The sequence below is a fragment of the Arenimonas sp. SCN 70-307 genome, from assembly GCF_001724815.1.
Lineage (GTDB): Bacteria > Pseudomonadota > Gammaproteobacteria > Xanthomonadales > Xanthomonadaceae > Arenimonas.
This window is the reverse complement of the sequence record NZ_MEDO01000001.1, coordinates 163,181-179,565: the sequence shown is the minus strand read 5'-3', so window position 1 is coordinate 179,565 and position 16,385 is coordinate 163,181. Positions and strand designations below refer to the sequence as shown.

The window sequence follows — 16,385 nt, the reverse complement described above, 5'->3', positions numbered from 1 at the left end:
TGGGCCTACTTCTGGAGAAATTCGATCAGCTGGGCGCGCTGGCGCGGCCCGAGCAGGCGCAGCAGCGGCAGGATGCGCACGACCAGCGCCGGCAACTGCGGCGCCAGCTCGCTGCCGCGGCCGGCCTTGAGCGCTTCGAGCGCGGCGTCGACGCTCACGGGCGGCGCGGGCGCTACCGACGGAACCGCGGGCGCGGCGGCCTCCTCGGGCGCTTCGGCCTGCGCAACTTCCGGCTCGGTCGCGGCCACCGGCGCGACCACCGCAGGCGGCGGCACCAGCACCGCCGCGCCCGACTCGCGCGCCACGTCCAGGCGCGCCTGGCAGGCGTCCATCGCCTCCTCGGGCGTGAGAACGCCGTCGGTGAGCGGGCTGAGCACGGCGGCGTGCAGCTTCACCGCCACCGGCTCGCCCTCGTGCAGCGGCGGATTGGCGGTGACCTCGGCCTGGATCCTCGCGACCATCGCCGCGATGCCCTCGGGCTGGCCGCCCGGCAGCGAGAGCGCGAAGCTGCCCAGCGCCACGCGGCCGCCGGTGTCTTCCTTGCGGATGCGGCCGCGCAGCAGCCGTGCGATCTGCAGCACCAGGCCCTCGGCCACCTCGCGGCCGTTGTGCAGGAAGAAGCGGTGGAAGTCCTCCACCTCCAGCCGCACCAGGCACAACGGCTGCTGGTGCCGGCTGGCGTAGGCGATGTCCTGGCGCAGGCGGTCGAGGAAGCCGGCCTTGTTGGCCAGGCCGGTGAGCGCGTCCACCTGCACCTGCGACTGCAGCTGGCGGGTGACGCGCTGGTAGGTCGAGTGCGCGCGGGCGCGCGCCACCAGGTCGGAGGTGGTGAAGGGCTTGGTGATGAAGTCGGTGGCGCCCATGTCCAGCGCCTTCATGCGCGCCGCTTCGTCGTTTTCGGCGCCGGTGACGACGATGAGGGGCAGCCCGGCCACGCCGCCGTCGCTGGCGCCGCGCACCTGGCGCAGCAGCTCGTAACCATCCATGCGCGGCATGTTGAGGTCGGTGAAGACGACCTGGATGCTTGCGTCGCGGCCCAGCTGCTCCCAGGCGTCCACGCCGTCGTCGGCGGTGACAACGTCGAACTCGTCCCCGAGCATCTTCGTCGCCGCCTTGCGCATCAACTTGGAGTCGTCAACCACCAGGATGCGGGCTTTCGCCGCCGACTCGCCGCCCATCGCTCCCCCGTCCCTCGCCTGACCGCCCCACGTTACCCCATGCCGCCGCCCTCGCCCAAGCGCCGGATCACAGTTCCGGGCAAAGCCTCAGGACGGCGCGTAAAAGGCCATCTCGCCGGTCACCGGGGCCGCGTCTTCTTCACGGAACAGGCCGTCGCCGGTGACCTCGAAGCGCACGGTGAAATAGCCCTCGCGCTGCTCGACCTCGATGCGGCCGGCGCCGCTGGGGAACATCCGGCGGCCACGCGCCGGGTCGGTCTCCTCCGCCAGCAGCAGCTCGCCCACGCCGGCCTCGCCGGCGTCCTTGTCGAGGGAGACGGCGCGATAGCTGCCGGTGAGGTCCGCCTGGCCGGCGGGTACCAGCAGCACCAGCCGCGCGTAGAGGCTCTGGTCGCCGCTGGCCAGTTCGAAGCTCTCGGCCACCAGGCCCTCGGCAGCCCGGCTGCGCACATGGCGCACCTGCGGCGTGCGGAAAGCGAAGGCCTGGCCGTCGACCCGGAAGCCGACGCGGTTGCTGCCCGTGCCCGATTCGCCCGCCGACCCGGTGGCCGGCGCCTGGGCGGCAGGCCCCGCGCTGCCCGCCCCTTCGGCCGCGCAGCCGGCCAGCCCCAGCGCGAACGCCGGGGCGAGCAGGAGCAGGAGCCAGGGGGAACGCGGCATGCCGGCTTCTCCGGGCGCCGCTGGGCGGGCGCCTCTTCCTGCCTTACGCACCTGCGCGCCCGGGCCGGCCAGCCGCGGGCTCAGGCCGGGGGCCGGTGTGAACGCCTTTCGATGACGAGGAAGACCAGCACGCCCGAGAGCACCACGGCGATGGGCAGCAGCCACCAGACCGACCAGGCGCGCGAATCGGCAACGGCCCGCGGCTCGAGCCACTGGCGGCGCAGCGCCTCGAGCTGGCCGTCGCGCTCGAGCTTGCCGAGGCCGGCGTCGATGCGCTCCACCAGGTCCGGGCGCGCGGGGTTGATGCCGAAGGCGTAGTCGAGCTCGAGCCAGGGCGGGCCGACCACCTCGATGCCCTCCAGCCGCTGCGCCACCAGTGCATGGCGCCCGATGTCCTCGGGCAGCAGGGCGAAGTCGGCATCGCCGCGAACCACTTCCACCAGCACCAGCGATTCTTCGTTCACCGGCCGCAGCACGGCGTCGGCGCCGGAATTGACCATCCATTCCCAGGCCATGCCACCGAACTGCACCGCCACGCGCCGGCCGGCGAGCTGCTGCACGTCGGTGATGCGCTCGCCGCCGCGGCCGTAGAGCACGTGGTGCCGGCGCATCACCGGGCGGCTGAACAGGAAACGCTGGCGCCGGTCGTCGGAGATGAACATCGGCACCAGGTCCAGCTCGCCGCGCTCGAGCCGGTCGAGCACGCCCGACCATTCGCCGAACTCCACGGACAGCGAAAGCCCCTCGGCGTCGGCGACGGCGTCGAGCACCGCGATGTCAAAGCCCTGCGGCTTGCCGTCGGCGCCGAGGTAATGATGGGGCGGATAGTGCGGGTCGCCCCCGACCCGCACGGCGTCCTGCGCCGACGCCGCCGACGCCGCCAGGGCGAGGGCGAACAGCCAGCGGCGCGGGACGCTCAGCGGCACTCCAGGCGCCCCCGCGTGCTGAGCACTCCGTTCGGGCAAAGGCGCGACATCTCGGCCTGCAGGGAGCGCTCGCGGTCGGCGGCCTGCAACCGGCGCTGGCGCCAGTCGAACTCGGCCCCGCGGATCGCGGACACGGCTTCTTCGCTGTCTTCGCGGCCCTGGAACTGCTCGCGCAGCTTGAGCAGGGCCTCGTTCTGCTCGCTGACCAGCTGCCGGTGCGCGAGCTGGGCCTGGGTGATCAGCGCCTGCAGCTCGTTGAGCCGGTCGGGCGGCCCGTCCGCGGCCGGCGGCGGCACCGGCGCGGCTTCGCGCGCGGCGGCGCGGGCCTCGAAGGCGGCGCGCAGCTGGGCGGGGGTGGCTTCGCCGCCCATCGTTCCGGCCTGCGGGTCGGCCGGCGCCACCGACGAAGCGGCGGAGCCTTCCTCCGGCGCCTGCGCGGGGGCGGCCGGGGCGATGCCCGGCGCGTCGGCCGCGGGCTGGGGCGCGGGAACGGGATCGCGCTTTATCTCGACATGGGGCTTCTGGCCGTCGCTGCCGGGACAGGGACCGTCCTGGTAGCGGACCTCGCCGTTGATGGTGCACTTGTAGACGTTGGCCGCGGCAGGCGAAGCCAGCGTGGCGGTCGCCAGGGCCAGGATCAGGAGCGGGCTTGCGCGCATCGACAGGGATCCAGTTTTCCGGGGGAATCGTGATGATAGGCCATGACGGCCGCGGGGCAAGTCGCGCGCCTCGCGGGGGGATTTGGCATAAACTCGGTGCATCCGCTTCCCCGCAGCCCGGAGGTTGGAATGGCCAGTAACGCCCGCAAGACCGCCACGCGCAAGGTCGTGGCGAAGAAGAAGGCCCCGGCGAAGAAAGCCGCCGCGAAAAAGTCAGCGCCCAAGAAGACCGCGGCACGCAAGACCGTCGCCAGGAAGAAGTCGGCGCCGAAGAAGACCGTCGCCAGGAAATCCGTGGCAAAGAAGCCCGTGGCGAAGAAGGCAACGGCCAAAAAGGTCGTGGCGAAGAAGTCCGTGGCAAAAAAGACCGCGACGAAGAAAGTCGTCGCGAAAAAGGCAGTCGCGACGAAAGCCGCTGCGAAAAAGACCGTCGCGAAGAAGGCCGTCGTCGCCAGGCCCCGCGCGGCCGAACCGCTGCCAGCCAAGCCCGCCGCACCGCCCCCGGCACCACTGGCGGCGACGCACGAGGTGCACAAGGGCCCGCAGGTCGAACGTTCGGCCAAGGCGCACATCCCGCTCCAGCGCACCCTGCCCGGCCCGCACGGCTCGAAGTTCCAGCCCAACAACGGGCATCGCTACATGCACCGCAAGATCCCGCGCTGATCCGGGGCGCCGGGCGGCCCGTCCGCCCGGCGCCTGCTGCGAAATCGCCTCGTTTCCCGCGCCCGCCGAGTGTGCTTTGATGGGGCGATGGTGCCTCGCCCGCGATCCCTGCCGCGCATGACCTACCGCTTCCGCGTGCTGGGCATGGGCCTGGCGGCGCTGCCGGTGATGGTGGTGCTGCACGACCTGCAGGCCGGCTGGGGCGCGTGGGCGTGGACGATCGCCAGCGGCTTTGTCTGGCCGCACCTGGCCTACTGGCTGGCCCGGCGCAGCGCCGATGGCTACGCGGCCGAGGCGCGCAATTTCATGGTCGACTCGGCCCTCGCCGGCAGCCTGGTGCCGATGATGCACTTCAACCTGCTGCCTTCGGCCGTGCTGCTGACGGTGGTCAGCGCCGACAAGGTCAATTCCGGCGTGCCTCGCCTGTGGCTGCACGCCCTGCCCGGCATGGTGCTGGCGCTGGTGGTTTCCGGCTTCGTGCACGACTGGGTCGTGGACCTGCCCAGCCGCACGGCCGTCATCGCCGCCTGCCTGCCGCTGATGACCATCCACACCCTGGCCGTCAGCGCCAACCTGCACCGGCTGATCCACCGCGTGCACACGCAGAACCGCCAGCTCGAGGCCCTGACCCAGCGCGACGAGCTCACCGGCCTCGACAGCCGCGGCCACTGGAAGGCGCAGGCCGAGCGCCTGCTCGAACGCCACCGCCACCACGACGAACCGGCCACGCTGGTGCTGCTCGACGTGGACCACTTCAAGGCCATCAACGACCGCTTCGGCCACGCCGCCGGCGACGACGTGCTGCGCGCCCTGGCCGGGCTGCTTCACACGCAGCTGCCGCCCAGCCGGGTCGCGGGCCGGTTGGGTGGCGACGAATTCGCCGTGCTGCTGCCGATGGACCTGGCGGCCGCCACGCGCACCGCCGAAACCCTGCGCCAGGCCGCGGCAGCCTGCAGGCTGCCGGCGTATCCGGACCTGCGCTTCACGCTGAGCCTGGGCCTGGCCGGTCCGCCGAAAGGCGGTGGCCTGCGCGCCTGGACCGAGGCCGCCGACCAGGCGCTTTACCGCGCCAAACGCACCGGCCGCAACCAGCTCGCCAGCGCCACGCCCTGAGCGCGGCGGCAGGCCCGATCAGCCGCCGCAGCCGCCGCAGCAGTTCGAGGGCAGCGGGCGGATGGCCGCCGTCGCGACATCGATGCCGCCGCGCGCGAGCAAGGCCCGCAGCTCGCCGCTCGAGAGATTGGCCGACACCCTCAGCACCGGATTGAGCGGGTCGAGGTCGGCCAGCGCCGCCGGATCCACCGCGCAAAGCGCCTCGCGCACCGCACCGAGATCGGCCACGCGGCCGCCCAGCTCCACCTTGAATTCCATGCCCTGCCTCGCAACGGCGCACCCACGGCGCCCACGAGGCCATGCTGACCGGGCCGGGCCATGACGGCCCTGACCCGGGTCAAGCGCGGCTCAGCCGAAGGGCGCCACGCCGATCAGCAGCTTGTGCAGGTGGAAGACGAAGCCGGCCCACAGCACGGCACCGAGCACCACGCTCACGAGCGTCGGCAGCCAGCGGCCGCCGCCCGGCGCCGGTGCGCGCCGGCGCGCCGCGCGGAAGCCCAGGATGGCCCAGAGCAGGAAACCGCCGAACAGCAGCACGCCGTGCAGCCAGCCGTTCACCAGCAGGTGCGCCAGCGCCCAGAGTTTCACCGCCAGCAGCATCGGGTGGCCCAGCCTTGCCTTGAAGTGGTTGCCCGGCACGTAGGCCGCCACCAGCAGGATGAAGGCCGGCAGCGTGAGCAGGCTCACCGCGTGGCGAAGCCCCAGCGGCGGCACCCACAGCAGCACGGGTTCGCCGCTGCGCGCCTGTGCATAGCCCCAGACCAGCAGCACGAAGCCGGCGATCGAGACCAGGCTGTAAACCACCTTGAACGGAACTTCGCCCATCGACGCCACCCGCGCGTCGCGCCACGCCGGCGCGAAGATGCGCAGCGAATGCCCGCCCAGGAACACCAGCAAACCCAGCACCAGCCACGCATGGCTCATTCGGAAACCCTCCCCTCGACCCGGCCCGTCACCGTCGGATAGCCCAGCGCCACCCAACCCCCGATACCTTCCCACAGCACCGCCGTGTTCTCGAAGCCCTGTTCGCGCAGGAAGCGGTTGACCGAATCGGCGGCGGCGCGCGGGCACTCGCAGTACGTGATGATCCAGGTGCCGTCGCGCGGCAGCGCCGCCAGCAGCGCGGCGTCGTCGGTGTAGTACGGCAGCGGCACCGCGCCCTCGATGTGGCCGATCTGCCACATCGACGGCACGCGCGTGTCGAGCAGCACCATGCGGCGCTTCTCGCGCAGCAGGCGGTCGAGCTCGGCGGCCGACAGGTAGTGCCCGTTCATGAACTCGAACTCCGGCGCCGCGCCCTGCGGATTGATCACCGCCTCGGCCAGCGACGGCGGCTGCACCGGCGCCGGCGCGTCGGGCCGGCTGGTGGCGCGGCTGCGCAGGTAGGCGGTGACGTCGTCCATCTGGGTGGCGCTGAGCGTACCGGCGAAGCCCACCATGGGCGTGCCGTCGCGGCCGTGTTCGATGGCGTAGCGCAGGAAGGGATCGGGCGTAGTGGCCAGCATCGCCGGGTTGGCCAGGACCGTGCCGGTGCCGCCCTCGCCGTTGGCGCCGTGGCAGCTGGCGCAATTGTCGGCATAGACCACCGCGCCGGCCGCGACATCACCCGACACCGCCTCGGCACCGAGGCGCAGGCGCTCGGGGCTGCCGGCCTGCTCGCGCAGCCACAGCATCAGCCGCCCGATCTCCTCGATGTTCATCGGACCACCGATTTCGTCCAGGTAGCCACCCATCGGCGTCCCGGGACGACCGTAGGAGATGGCCTCGCGGATCAGCCAGGGAAAACCGGTCTGCATCAGCGACTGCGAGCGCAGCGAGGGCGCGTGGTCGTTGGCGTGGCCCTCGCGGTCGGCGCCGTGGCACAGGGCGCAGTAGCGCTGGTAGTCGGCCGCCGCGGCGGCGGCATCGGCGGCTTCCAGCGCGGGGATGGACCGCGGCGCGGCGCTGGCCACCCCGGAGAAAAGCAGCAGGATCAGCGTGATGGCGAGACGCATGGCGGGTTCCCCGGGTGGCTTCGCCAACTATACCCCCGGGGATGTGAGACACTGCACGCCCAATTCACCTCCAAGGCCCCCAGCCATGAACAAGAAAGCCCGCGCCCGTCGCCGCGCCGCCCGCCTGCGCTCGATTCGCTGAGCCACGCTCCGCGCCGCAATTGAAAAGGCCAGCCCCCGGGCTGGCCTTTTTGTTTTCAGGCCTGGCGCGAGTGCCAGGCCTTGAGGATCTCGGCTTCCTTTTCGCGGCTGATGCCCGCGCGCAGCTCGGCCTGGCGTTCGGCCGGCAGGCTGCGGTACCAGCCCAGCAGGTCGGTGACGGTCTGGGCCAGCGGGCGGAAGCTGAGGCCGGCGGCGATGGCGCGGGCATTGCTGACGGTGCCGTAGCCCGAGTACTCCGAGCCCGCGCGCGGCACCCAGATCGGCAGCCCGGCCTCGTGCTTCTCGAGGAAATCCATCGGCACGTGGGTGAAGGTGGCCGGGCCGCCGGTGACCGCGTGGCAGCCGTGCACGGCCGCGTCCATGGTCAGCGTGTAGTCCGGGCCGCAGGCGTTGAAGACGCCGCGCGTACCGCTCTCGGCCAGGCGGATCATCCACTCGCCCAGGTCGCGGCCGTCGATGATCTGGATCGGGTCGTCGCCGTCGCCCGGCACCAGGATCTCGCCGCCCTGGGCGATGCGCTTGGGCCAGTAGGTGAAGCGGTCGGTCTCGTCGCGCGGGCCGACGATGTAGCCCGGGCGCACGATGGTGACGTCCTTGCCGAACTGCTTGTGCGCCTCGGCTTCGCTGAGCGCCTTGAGCGGGCCGTAGAGGTTGGCGATGTCGGCCACCAGCGTTTCGCGGGTTTCGGCCATCGCGTCCTTGCCCTTGTACTCGGCCAGCGCGGAGTCTTCGTCGATGCCGTGCTTCGAGCCGTCGGCGTAAACCGAGATGGTCGAAATGAACAGGTAGTGGCCGACCTTGCCCGCGAGCACCTTGCCGGCGTCACGCACCCAGTACGGAAGGCTGGTGGGGTTGTCGATGCACACGTCCCAGGTGCGGCCCTCGAGCGACTTGAGGTCGCCCGTGGTGCGGTCGCCGACCAGTTGCTCGACCCGGTCGCCCCACTCGGCGATCGGCCGGCGGCCGCGGTTGAAGGTGGTGACCTTGTGGCCGCGCGCCAGCGCGTACTCCACCTGGAACGGCCCGGTGAAGCCGGTGCCACCGAGGATGAGGATGTTGAGCGGCTTGTCGGCCTTGGGGATGGCGTTGCCCACGCTCGCCGGGCTGGCGAAGGCCGGCAGTGCGGCGGTGGCGGCGGCAAGGGCGCTGAACTTGAGCAGGTCGCGGCGGGTGGTCATGTCGGGCTTCCGGGCAGGTGTGGGCGCCACATTCGCACTCCCGCGCCGCCGGCGCCTATGGCGAAAGTACCGCCCGCGGCGCGCGATGCGCGGGCGCGACGGGCCCGGTTCCGCACGTCCCGCGCCACCCCGAACCGGACCGACCCGCCGGCCGCCCTGCCCGGCGGCGGCCCCGGCTTGCGTTGTCCCGGGGACGCCCGTGCCGGATTGACGCCATGAACCTGCCCGCCCCCGCCGCCGAACGCATCGCCACGCTCGACGTGCTGCGCGGCCTGGCCATCCTCGGCATCCTGCTGATGAACCTGCCGGGCTTCGGGACCTACTACACCGCGTTCTTCGGCGACCCGCGACTCGCGGGCTGGACGCCCGCCGACGCCGCGACGTGGACGACGCTGCAAGTCTGGGTGGAGGGCACCCAGCGCGGCATGCTGCAATTGCTGTTCGGCGCCGGCGTGCTGATCCTGGCGGCGCGCGCCATGCATGACGACGGCCCGGTATCGGTGGCCGACCGCTATTACCGCCGCAACCTGTGGCTGCTGGTGTTCGGCCTGGTGAACATCTTCGTGCTGCTGTTCCCGGGCGACATCCTCTTCATCTACGCCATCGCCGCGCTGGCGCTGTTTCCGTTCCGGCGCCTGGCCCCCGCCACGCTGTTGGCCCTGGGGTTGGTGTTCGCAGTGGTGGATGCGGGCGACGGCGCGCTGCGCTACCACGAGCGCGCCGAGCTTCAGGCGCAGGTGGAAGCCGGCGATGCCGAGGCGCTGGCGTCCTGGCGCGAGCTGGAGGCGGAGCTGGCGCCCGACCAGGACTTCATGGCCTACGACAAGGCGCAGCGCCTGGGGCCCTATGGCGGGTTCGCCGACTATGCCCGCCAGGTGTGGCTGCAGGAGCGGGCCTACACCGGCGAAGTGTTTTTCATCTCGGTGCCCGAGGCCTTCTGCGCGATGCTGCTGGGCATGGCGCTGTTCAAGTGGGGCTTCTTCACCGGCGGCCGCAGCCGGCGCTTGCTGCTGGGCCTGATGCTGCTGATGTACGCCATCGCCCTGCCCCTGCGGGTCGTGGACGTCGAACAGCACCTGCGGCAGACGCCCGAACCGCAGCTGGCCTGGATCACCGAGGAGTTCACGAGGCTGGCGCTGACGATGGGCCACCTGTGCCTGGCCTGCCTGGTGCTGTCGTTCCGCGCCGGGGCGCGACTGCTCTCGCCCTTCCAGGCCGCAGGCCGCACCGCTTTCACGCTCTACCTCATGCAGACCGTGGTGGCTGGGTGGCTGATTTTCCCGGGCATCGGCCTGGGCTGGTTCGGAAAGTACGGTTGGGCCGGCATGAGCCTGATCGCGCTGGCGATCATGGCCGCGCAGGTGTTGCTGGCCAACCTGTGGCTGCGCGCCTTCGCGCTCGGGCCGGTGGAATGGCTGTGGCGCTCGCTGGTCGAATGGCGCCGGCTGCCGTTCCGGCGGATGCCGGGCTGAGGCCTACCGCCTCAGCGGTGGGCCAGCGCGTAGTCCAGCGCCGCGCGCACGGCGGCGACCTGGGCGGCGTTGCATTCGGCCGGGGTGGCGCGCGGGCTGTCGGGGTAGACCTCGGTGGTGGTGCGGTAGCGGGCGTCGGTGACGCCGGCGCACAGGCCCAGTTCGCGGTAGGGATAGTTGATGACGCCGTGCGCCACCACCGGCGAGCCGATGATTTGATTCTTGGCGTCGGGCGGCGCGATGTGCGTGACCTTGGCCACGGCCGCGATCACCGCCTGCTGGAACTCGGCCTGCGGATCGGCGCTGTCGCCGCACAGGTAGAAACCGTCGGGGATGGTGTCGGGCTCGAAAGCCTGGCCGTCGCGCGCCGACTTGGCCGGGCGGAACTCCGACTCGTCGGTATCGGTGGTTTCGTGCAGGTCGATGTGCACGATGAAACGGCCGGCCAGCGGCTCGAGCAGGCGCATCAGCGCGGCCGACTCGGCGCAGGGGCTGGCGGCGATGAAGTTGCGGTTCGGGTCCAGCGCCAGCGGGTTCCAGCGCTGGATGCGCTCGTAGGCCCAGGGGCTGATGCAGGGCGCGACCAGCACGTTGATGCGGCCGTCGTAGTCGGCCAGGTGGCCCTGGACGAAGTCGAGCGCGCCGTGCACACCGCTGGTTTCGTAGCCGTGCACGCCGCCGGTGACCAGGGCGCAGGGCAACGAATCGTCCCAGGCCCGGCTGCGGATGGCGTACACCGGGAAGCGGCCGTCCACGCCCCAGTCGATTTCGCCGTAGGCCTGCACGTCGGTGTGCGGTCGCAGCGCATCGATGCGGCCGAGCACGTCGTCGGCGTAACTGCGCTGGCGCACCTGGCGGGCGCGCCAGGCGGCCTTTTCAGACTCGCCCCAGGGCTGGCCAGGGGTACCGATGGGATAGAAGGCGTTCATTGCGATCGGGCCCTCAACCCTTGGCGTCCGGCTTGCCGGCGAACCTCTCGATGAGCTTGCGGCCCTCGGGCGACTGCGCCAGGCCCTCGAGCATGGCGGCCACCGAGGTACCGCCCTCGGCCGAGAACAGGTCCATCACGCCGCTCAGGCCCTTGCCGGGCGTGCCGGCGTTGGAGATCACCTTCACGTCGGCGGACTTGAGCGCCTCGGCCTGGGCCAGGCCCACGGCCTGCGCGGCCTCGATGTTGCGGATGCCCAGCAGGTACTCCTGGTAGCCCTTGTCGCTGCCGATCTTCTCGGCCAGCTTGATCTGCGCGTCCACCGGCGCCATCAGGATGGCCGTCTCGGCGGCACCCTTGGCGTGGCCCTCGGCCGCGATGCCCTCGGCGTTGCGCTTGGCCGCCTCGAGCTGGCCCTCGGCGGTGAGCACCGTCTGCTGCTTGTGGCCCTCGGCCGAGACGATGGCGACCTGCTTGGAGGCCTCGGCGCTGACCACCGCCACCTGCTTGGCGGCGTCGGCCTCGACGATGGCCACGTCCTTGGCCTGGGCGGCGGCGATGACCGCGGCCTCGCGGGCGATCTCGGCGCCGCGCACGGTCTTGACCTGCACCACGTCCATTTCCTTGGCCGCGGTTTCGCGCTGCTGCACCTTCACCAGCTGGGCCGACTGCTCGTTGGCCACGCCCACCTTCTGGTCCTTCTCGGCCGTGCGCAGGCCCACCTGCTCGGCGGCCTGCTGGCGCGACATCTCGATTTCGCGCTTGGCGGCGATTTCGGCCATCTCGGCCTGGCGCATGTTGTCGGCCACCACCAGGCGCGACTCGCGGGCGATGCCCGAGGTGCGCTTGGCCATGATGTTCTGGATGACGTCGCTGTCGCGCGAGTCGCGGATGTCCATCAGTTCGATGTTCTTGATGGCCTCCACGCCCCAGCTGGCCAGCTGCGGCTCGACTTCCTTGGTGAAGGCTTCGCCGAAGCGGCTGCGGTCGAGCATGATCTGGTCGATCTCGTGGGCCGCCAGCACGGTGCGCACCGAGCCCTGCACGATGGCGGTGAGCTGCTCCTTGAGCTCCTCGAACGAGGCCACGCGCTGGGCGGCGGTGTTGGAGTCGCTGATGCGGAAGAAGGCCATCACGTGCACCAGGAAGGGCACGCGCTCCTTGTCGTAGGCGGCGTACTCGGGCAGGTCGATGGCGAAGTTCGAGACCGGCAGCGTGACGCGGGTCAGGCCGATGAGCGGGATGCGCGAGGGCCACTCGTAATAGGTGTTGCTTTCGAAGCCCTTGCCGTAGGAGACGGTGTTCTTTCGGGTCTGCACGATGTGCACTTCGTTCACCGGCACCACCCGGCGCAGTCCTAGGACCCAGACGAAGGCCGAGAACACAAACGCGCCGGCGACGCCGAGCGCAGCAATCAGGATAAGGGTGGAGCTGAGCATCGGGTCGTCCTGTGCGAGGGGCGGTGGCCCGAGTATCGGCGGGCCCCGGGCTCAGTGGCAATCCCAGTTGTACATCACCCGGCTGAAGTCCTTGCGGGCCAGGTCGGCGGGGTCGATGTAGAAGCCGCCCACGCCCACGTCGCCCCACATCATGCGGTCGTCGGAGTCGAGCTGGAGCAGCAGTTCCAGCGGGCCGCCCTTTCGCGGGTCCTGCTGGGTGAAGTCGGGATAGCCGCCGAGTTTGTGGCCGCCGCCGCCGAGGTGCTCGAAGACTTCGACCACCGAGCGGTCGTCGTAACCCTTGGACTTGGCCCAGTTCTCCAGGGTTTCCCAGGCGTTGCCGCCGAGCATCTGGTCGATGCGGTAGTCGCGGGCCGACAGCGTTTCGGTGTCGGCGGCGAAGCGCATGCGGCGCGGTTGCTGGGGTTTGTGCGGGGTGTAGAACTCGTCCTCGAAGGACGGGATATCCAGCGACTGGCCCGGCGCACTGGGGTCGGCCCAGTACACGACGCGGAAATTGCGCTGCTGCGTCAGGGCCTCGACGGTGTAGTCGCGGTCCATGCTGGCGCCGTAAAAATCGTTTGGCACGATGAAGAACTGCAGCAGGCCCGTGTCGGGGTAGCCCGGCGTGGCCGGCACCTCGGCGAAGTTCACCTGCGCCAGCAGCACCATCGCGGCGCCGCCCTCGCCCACCGGCGCGGCCTCGCCCTCGGGCCACCAGGCGCGGCCGCCGACCTTGCTGGCCGTGGGCGCGTCTTCGGGGAAATCCTCGAGGCTGATGCGCAGCACGGGGCGGCGCGTGGCTTCCAGGGCGTCCTGGTAAGGCGCCAGCGCCTCCCGCACCGCGCCCGCGGGCAGCGGCGCCACCGGCGGCGGCAGCGAGGCCTGCGCCTCGGCGCGCTGGCGGACGAGCCAGGCGCCGATTACGCCCACAATCAGGGCAAGCACCAAGGCTACGACAAGGATCTTCATGGTGCTCCCCTATGGCTGTTCGGGCGTCAGCGCCCGGTGCGTATCTCTTCCAGAAGTTCCGGGTGGCGGTCAAGCACCTCCAGCAACTTCACCAGCGCCACCGGGGGTTTGGCCTTGCCCGTTTCGTAGCGAGAGAAGGCATTCACGCCGCCTCCGAACAGGGCTGCCGCTTCACGCTGGTCGAGCCTGAGTTTGCGCCGCACGCCGGCTATGAAGTCGGGGTCGACCAGGCTGGCATTTACCTCGCGATTGAACGTGTCCACGAACGCGCCGACCCGCTTGGCCTCCTCCAGCCCGAGCACCACCTCCCCGCAGGCCGGGCACCAATCGCCGGAGACCTTGGGAATCTGGGTGGTTCGCCCCTTGTAGCGATGGGCTAAACCGCGCGTATCACGCAACAGCGTCGAGGCGCCGCAACTGGGGCACTTCATCTCAGGCCTCTTTGAAGGAAACAACCAACAGCTCGTCCAGGACGGTCAGCTTCAAGTACACACGTCCCTTGCGCGTCGTCGGGCAGTACACGTCCTGCCATATCCGATGGTCCGCATATGTCGTCATGCTCTTTCGGAAGTCCGACGGCCTCAACGCTCGAACGACATTGAGGACCTCGCCGGTGTCCATGCCGAGCCCTTGGGCGCCCTGCACGGCGGAGAATGTCATCCGCACTCGCCCCGTTTCGATCAGCCCTCGGATCGTCGCCAGACCGACATGCGGGGTGCGCTTCTCCATGCCAATTTAACCTAATAGGTTATTACTGGCAATCAGGTTCGCGCACTGGACCGGCCCCGTCTGTAAGGCTTGATCGCGCTGGCTGGCAGGAGATCGCTGCCGCGAGCTACTCCACGGCGATCCAGTCCACTTCCAGCGCGAACGGGCCTTCGCGCTTGTCGCCCACCAGCAGGCCGAGTTCGCGGACTTTGGACGGATCCATCGGCGGGCCCTGCAGCTGCATGCCGTGGGCGCTGGGGCGGAGCGTGGCCAGGGGCACGCGCACCTCGGTCCACTGGCCGGCGACGGTGGCGAACTCGCCGCCCCAGGACACGGTGATGCCGCGGAAGCGCGCGTCGGTGGCCAGGCGCAGCTGGTAGGTGCGGCCGTCGCCCTTCACCCGGAGCACCACGGCCTGGGCGCCGGTGACATCGAAATTGCGGCCCACGGTTCGAACCGACGAGAAGCCGCCGTTGTTGGCCAGCGAGAGCACGCCGCTGAAGTGTAGCGCCCCGCCCTTCACCTCCGGCCCGCCCTGCGAGCGGCCGCCCATGACCCCGTCGTTCACGGCCACCCAGCGCGGCTCGCCGGCGCCGTCGTCGAACTGCATCAGGGTTTGCATGGCGTTCTCCTCGGCCGCCGCGGGCGACAACGCCAGGACCAGGACAAGGGCGGTGGCAGCAAGCGGGCGCATGGGCAAGGCCGCGGTGGGGTGCGCCATTGCATGACGGGCGGCGTGGGCGGGGTGTGAGGGCTCAGGCCGCGAGTCGCCCGGACGCTCGTACAGCCATACTGGGTGGCCGCTTGCAGGGGCACATGGACCTAGTCGTGAACTGAGGGAGTGCTCTTCTCGAGGATGCGCAGGCTTTCAGCCTGGCGCTCAAGATCCTCCGGGCTCTGCTGTGACAGCCTCTGGTTCGCCTTGTGCTGAGCCCGGGTTTGGGCATCCACCACGTCGATCTTCCGCTCGCGGGAAAGGAACGCCCTCTCGCCAGGCGCAAGCTGGCAGTTTCGACTGAGGGTTGCCAACTCATCGCTGTTCCTGGCGGAGCTGTTCTGAAGGTTCACAACCACACCGAGCGTGTCGCCCAGTGGCTCCAGCGCCACACAGATCCGGTCGATGGTCTGGAAGCTCCGGGCGTCAGCCGACTCGACGGTGGCGAAAAGGTTCTCGTGATCGAGCCAAACCACTGATCGCACCCCCGGCACAGTGCGTGCGGCGGCGCGGGCCTGCTCCCGATCAACGCGCCGGGATGGATCCGCGAGCCGGATCGACTTGCGGAAATCCTCCTGCATAGCCTCCATCTGCTCCTGCACAGCCGCTTGGTCGCCTCTCAACGCAGCGCCGCGTGCGGCGGCGAGGCGGGCGGCGGTCTCCGCGGGCGACATAGGCTGGCCGGCCTGTTGCGGGCGAGGCTCGGCGGGCTGCGGATCCTTCCCGCAGCCTGCAAGGAGGCCACAGGCCAGCAAACCGACCACCATTGACTGGAGAAAGTGCGAGTTCATGGCTTGACTATGAATTTCTCGTACGCGAGCAGCAACTCCGCCGGCGCCTCCAGCTGCGGGTAATGGCCGACGCCGGGAAGTTCGACGACGGGGGCTTGTGGCAGCAGCTCGCGCCAGCGGGCGACGATACTGCGGCCGGAGATGGGGTCTTCGAGGCCGTTGACGAGGGCGATGGGGATGCCGGCGTGCTCGAGAGCGCCGACCCAGCGCTCGCGGTGGCGGTGGCGTTCGGCGATGTAGCCGAGCAGCTTGGGCATCACCGCGCGGCCGCCGTTGCTGGCCAGGCCCTGCCAGGCTGCGGCGAGCTCGCCCTCCGGCCAGGGCCGGGCGCGAATGCGCGCCATGCTTTGCCGGAAGCGCGCCTCGCCGGTGAAGCGCGCCAGCAGCGGCCCCAGCGGCCCGGCCAGCAGGCGCTGCAGCCGCAGCGGCCGGGTGGCTTCGGGGAAGAGCCCGCCGTTGAGGAACACGGCTGAGGTGATGCGAAAGCCCAGCCGCCCCTCGCGCTGGCGCGCCAGCAGCTCCTGGGCCACCGTGTCGCCGTAGTCGTGCGCCAGCAGCGCCACCTCGCGCACGCCCGTGGCGCGGGCGAGGGCCTCCCACTGGTCTGCGCTGGCGGCGATCTTGTAGTCGAAGCCCGCGGGCTTGTCGGACGCACCGAAGCCCAGCATGTCGAGCGCGAACAGCTCGTGGCGCGGCTCCAGCGCCGGCCAGAGCGGCAGCCAGTCGCGGCCGGAGGTGGGGAAACCGTGGATCAGCCACAGCGCGGGGCCCTGGCCGCCGCGGCGGTAGCGCAGCGTGTGGCCCTGGAACGCGAGCGCTTCCATCAG

19 protein-coding genes are annotated in these 16,385 nt (G+C 70.7%); 3 read left to right on the top strand and 16 right to left on the bottom strand.

All coding sequences use genetic code 11. From position 1 onward, the window contains the following. Window positions 1–5 precede the first annotated feature (5 nt). From ABS41_RS00860 to ABS41_RS00845, 4 genes are all read right to left on the bottom strand, one after another. Window positions 6–1,178, bottom strand: coding sequence for a response regulator (locus tag ABS41_RS00860; protein ID WP_290589094.1), 1,173 nt, complete (start codon window positions 1,176–1,178; stop codon window positions 6–8). 87 nt (window positions 1,179–1,265) lie between these two features. Then, window positions 1,266–1,838, bottom strand: coding sequence for a hypothetical protein (locus tag ABS41_RS00855; RefSeq protein WP_290589091.1), 573 nt, complete (start codon window positions 1,836–1,838; stop codon window positions 1,266–1,268). Between the two features lie 80 nt (window positions 1,839–1,918). Beyond that, window positions 1,919–2,764: a transporter substrate-binding domain-containing protein gene (locus ABS41_RS00850; RefSeq protein WP_290589088.1), complete on the bottom strand. Its 846-nt coding sequence runs from the start codon at window positions 2,762–2,764 to the stop codon at window positions 1,919–1,921. After that, a complete protein-coding gene (locus tag ABS41_RS00845; RefSeq protein WP_290589085.1) occupies window positions 2,755–3,423 on the bottom strand; it encodes a hypothetical protein in 669 nt (222 codons plus the stop codon). Before ABS41_RS00845 ends, ABS41_RS00850 begins: the two co-directional genes overlap by 10 nt. A gap of 129 nt (window positions 3,424–3,552) precedes the next feature. On the opposite strand from ABS41_RS00845, the gene ABS41_RS00840 reads away from it, so the two are divergent. Together ABS41_RS00840 and ABS41_RS00835 are read left to right on the top strand one after the other, a co-directional pair. After that, window positions 3,553–4,086 carry a histone H1-like repetitive region-containing protein gene (locus ABS41_RS00840; protein WP_290589082.1) on the top strand — a complete coding sequence of 178 codons (534 nt, stop codon included), beginning with the start codon at window positions 3,553–3,555 and terminating at the stop codon, window positions 4,084–4,086. A 117-nt stretch (window positions 4,087–4,203) separates the two neighbouring features. Further along, window positions 4,204–5,199 carry a diguanylate cyclase gene (locus tag ABS41_RS00835; protein ID WP_290589079.1) on the top strand — a complete coding sequence of 332 codons (996 nt, stop codon included), beginning with the start codon at window positions 4,204–4,206 and terminating at the stop codon, window positions 5,197–5,199. Between the two features lie 18 nt (window positions 5,200–5,217). On the opposite strand, the gene ABS41_RS00830 is transcribed toward ABS41_RS00835, so the two are convergent. The 4 genes from ABS41_RS00830 to ABS41_RS00815 all read right to left on the bottom strand — a co-directional run bounded on the left by ABS41_RS00830 (window position 5,218) and on the right by ABS41_RS00815 (window position 8,533). Next, complete coding sequence (locus ABS41_RS00830; RefSeq protein ID WP_290589076.1) at window positions 5,218–5,457, bottom strand: hypothetical protein; 240 nt, start codon at window positions 5,455–5,457, stop codon at window positions 5,218–5,220. Between the two features lie 90 nt (window positions 5,458–5,547). Beyond that, entirely contained in the window at window positions 5,548–6,123 is a 576-nt protein-coding gene (locus tag ABS41_RS00825; RefSeq protein WP_290589073.1) for an NnrU family protein, read from the bottom strand. Further along, window positions 6,120–7,193 (bottom strand): c-type cytochrome, encoded by a 1,074-nt coding sequence (locus ABS41_RS00820; protein ID WP_290589070.1) that lies wholly within the window; start codon window positions 7,191–7,193, stop codon window positions 6,120–6,122. The genes ABS41_RS00825 and ABS41_RS00820 overlap by 4 nt, the downstream gene beginning before the upstream one ends. Before the next feature lie 197 nt (window positions 7,194–7,390). Beyond that, window positions 7,391–8,533, bottom strand: a complete 1,143-nt coding sequence (locus tag ABS41_RS00815; RefSeq protein ID WP_290589067.1) for an NAD-dependent epimerase/dehydratase family protein — start codon at window positions 8,531–8,533, stop codon at window positions 7,391–7,393. A gap of 215 nt (window positions 8,534–8,748) precedes the next feature. Between ABS41_RS00815 and ABS41_RS00810 the strand changes: the two genes are divergently transcribed. Further along, on the top strand, window positions 8,749–10,005 hold the full coding sequence (locus ABS41_RS00810) for a DUF418 domain-containing protein (protein ID WP_290589064.1): 1,257 nt from the start codon (window positions 8,749–8,751) through the stop codon (window positions 10,003–10,005). Window positions 10,006–10,016: 11 nt separating this feature from the next. On the opposite strand, the gene ABS41_RS00805 is transcribed toward ABS41_RS00810, so the two are convergent. The 8 genes from ABS41_RS00805 to ABS41_RS00770 form a co-directional block, all read right to left on the bottom strand. Then, complete coding sequence (locus tag ABS41_RS00805) at window positions 10,017–10,940, bottom strand: M14 family metallocarboxypeptidase (protein WP_290589224.1); 924 nt, start codon at window positions 10,938–10,940, stop codon at window positions 10,017–10,019. Window positions 10,941–10,947: 7 nt separating this feature from the next. Next, entirely contained in the window at window positions 10,948–12,372 is a 1,425-nt protein-coding gene (locus ABS41_RS00800) for an SPFH domain-containing protein (protein ID WP_290589060.1), read from the bottom strand. A 51-nt stretch (window positions 12,373–12,423) separates the two neighbouring features. After that, the gene (locus ABS41_RS00795; RefSeq protein ID WP_290589057.1) at window positions 12,424–13,344 is read right to left on the bottom strand and encodes a DUF1963 domain-containing protein; all 921 of its coding nucleotides are present in this window, start codon (window positions 13,342–13,344) and stop codon (window positions 12,424–12,426) included. 26 nt (window positions 13,345–13,370) lie between these two features. Next, window positions 13,371–13,775: a type II TA system antitoxin MqsA family protein gene (locus tag ABS41_RS00790; protein ID WP_290589054.1), complete on the bottom strand. Its 405-nt coding sequence runs from the start codon at window positions 13,773–13,775 to the stop codon at window positions 13,371–13,373. Window position 13,776: 1 nt separating this feature from the next. Next, window positions 13,777–14,073: a type II toxin-antitoxin system MqsR family toxin gene (locus tag ABS41_RS00785; protein ID WP_290589051.1), complete on the bottom strand. Its 297-nt coding sequence runs from the start codon at window positions 14,071–14,073 to the stop codon at window positions 13,777–13,779. Between the two features lie 106 nt (window positions 14,074–14,179). Next, window positions 14,180–14,746: a CIA30 family protein gene (locus tag ABS41_RS00780; RefSeq protein ID WP_290589048.1), complete on the bottom strand. Its 567-nt coding sequence runs from the start codon at window positions 14,744–14,746 to the stop codon at window positions 14,180–14,182. Between the two features lie 128 nt (window positions 14,747–14,874). Beyond that, on the bottom strand, window positions 14,875–15,558 hold the full coding sequence (locus ABS41_RS00775; RefSeq protein WP_290589045.1) for a hypothetical protein: 684 nt from the start codon (window positions 15,556–15,558) through the stop codon (window positions 14,875–14,877). Next, entirely contained in the window at window positions 15,555–16,382 is an 828-nt protein-coding gene (locus ABS41_RS00770) for an alpha/beta fold hydrolase (protein ID WP_290589042.1), read from the bottom strand. The genes ABS41_RS00775 and ABS41_RS00770 overlap by 4 nt, the downstream gene beginning before the upstream one ends. Window positions 16,383–16,385: the final 3 nt, after the last annotated feature.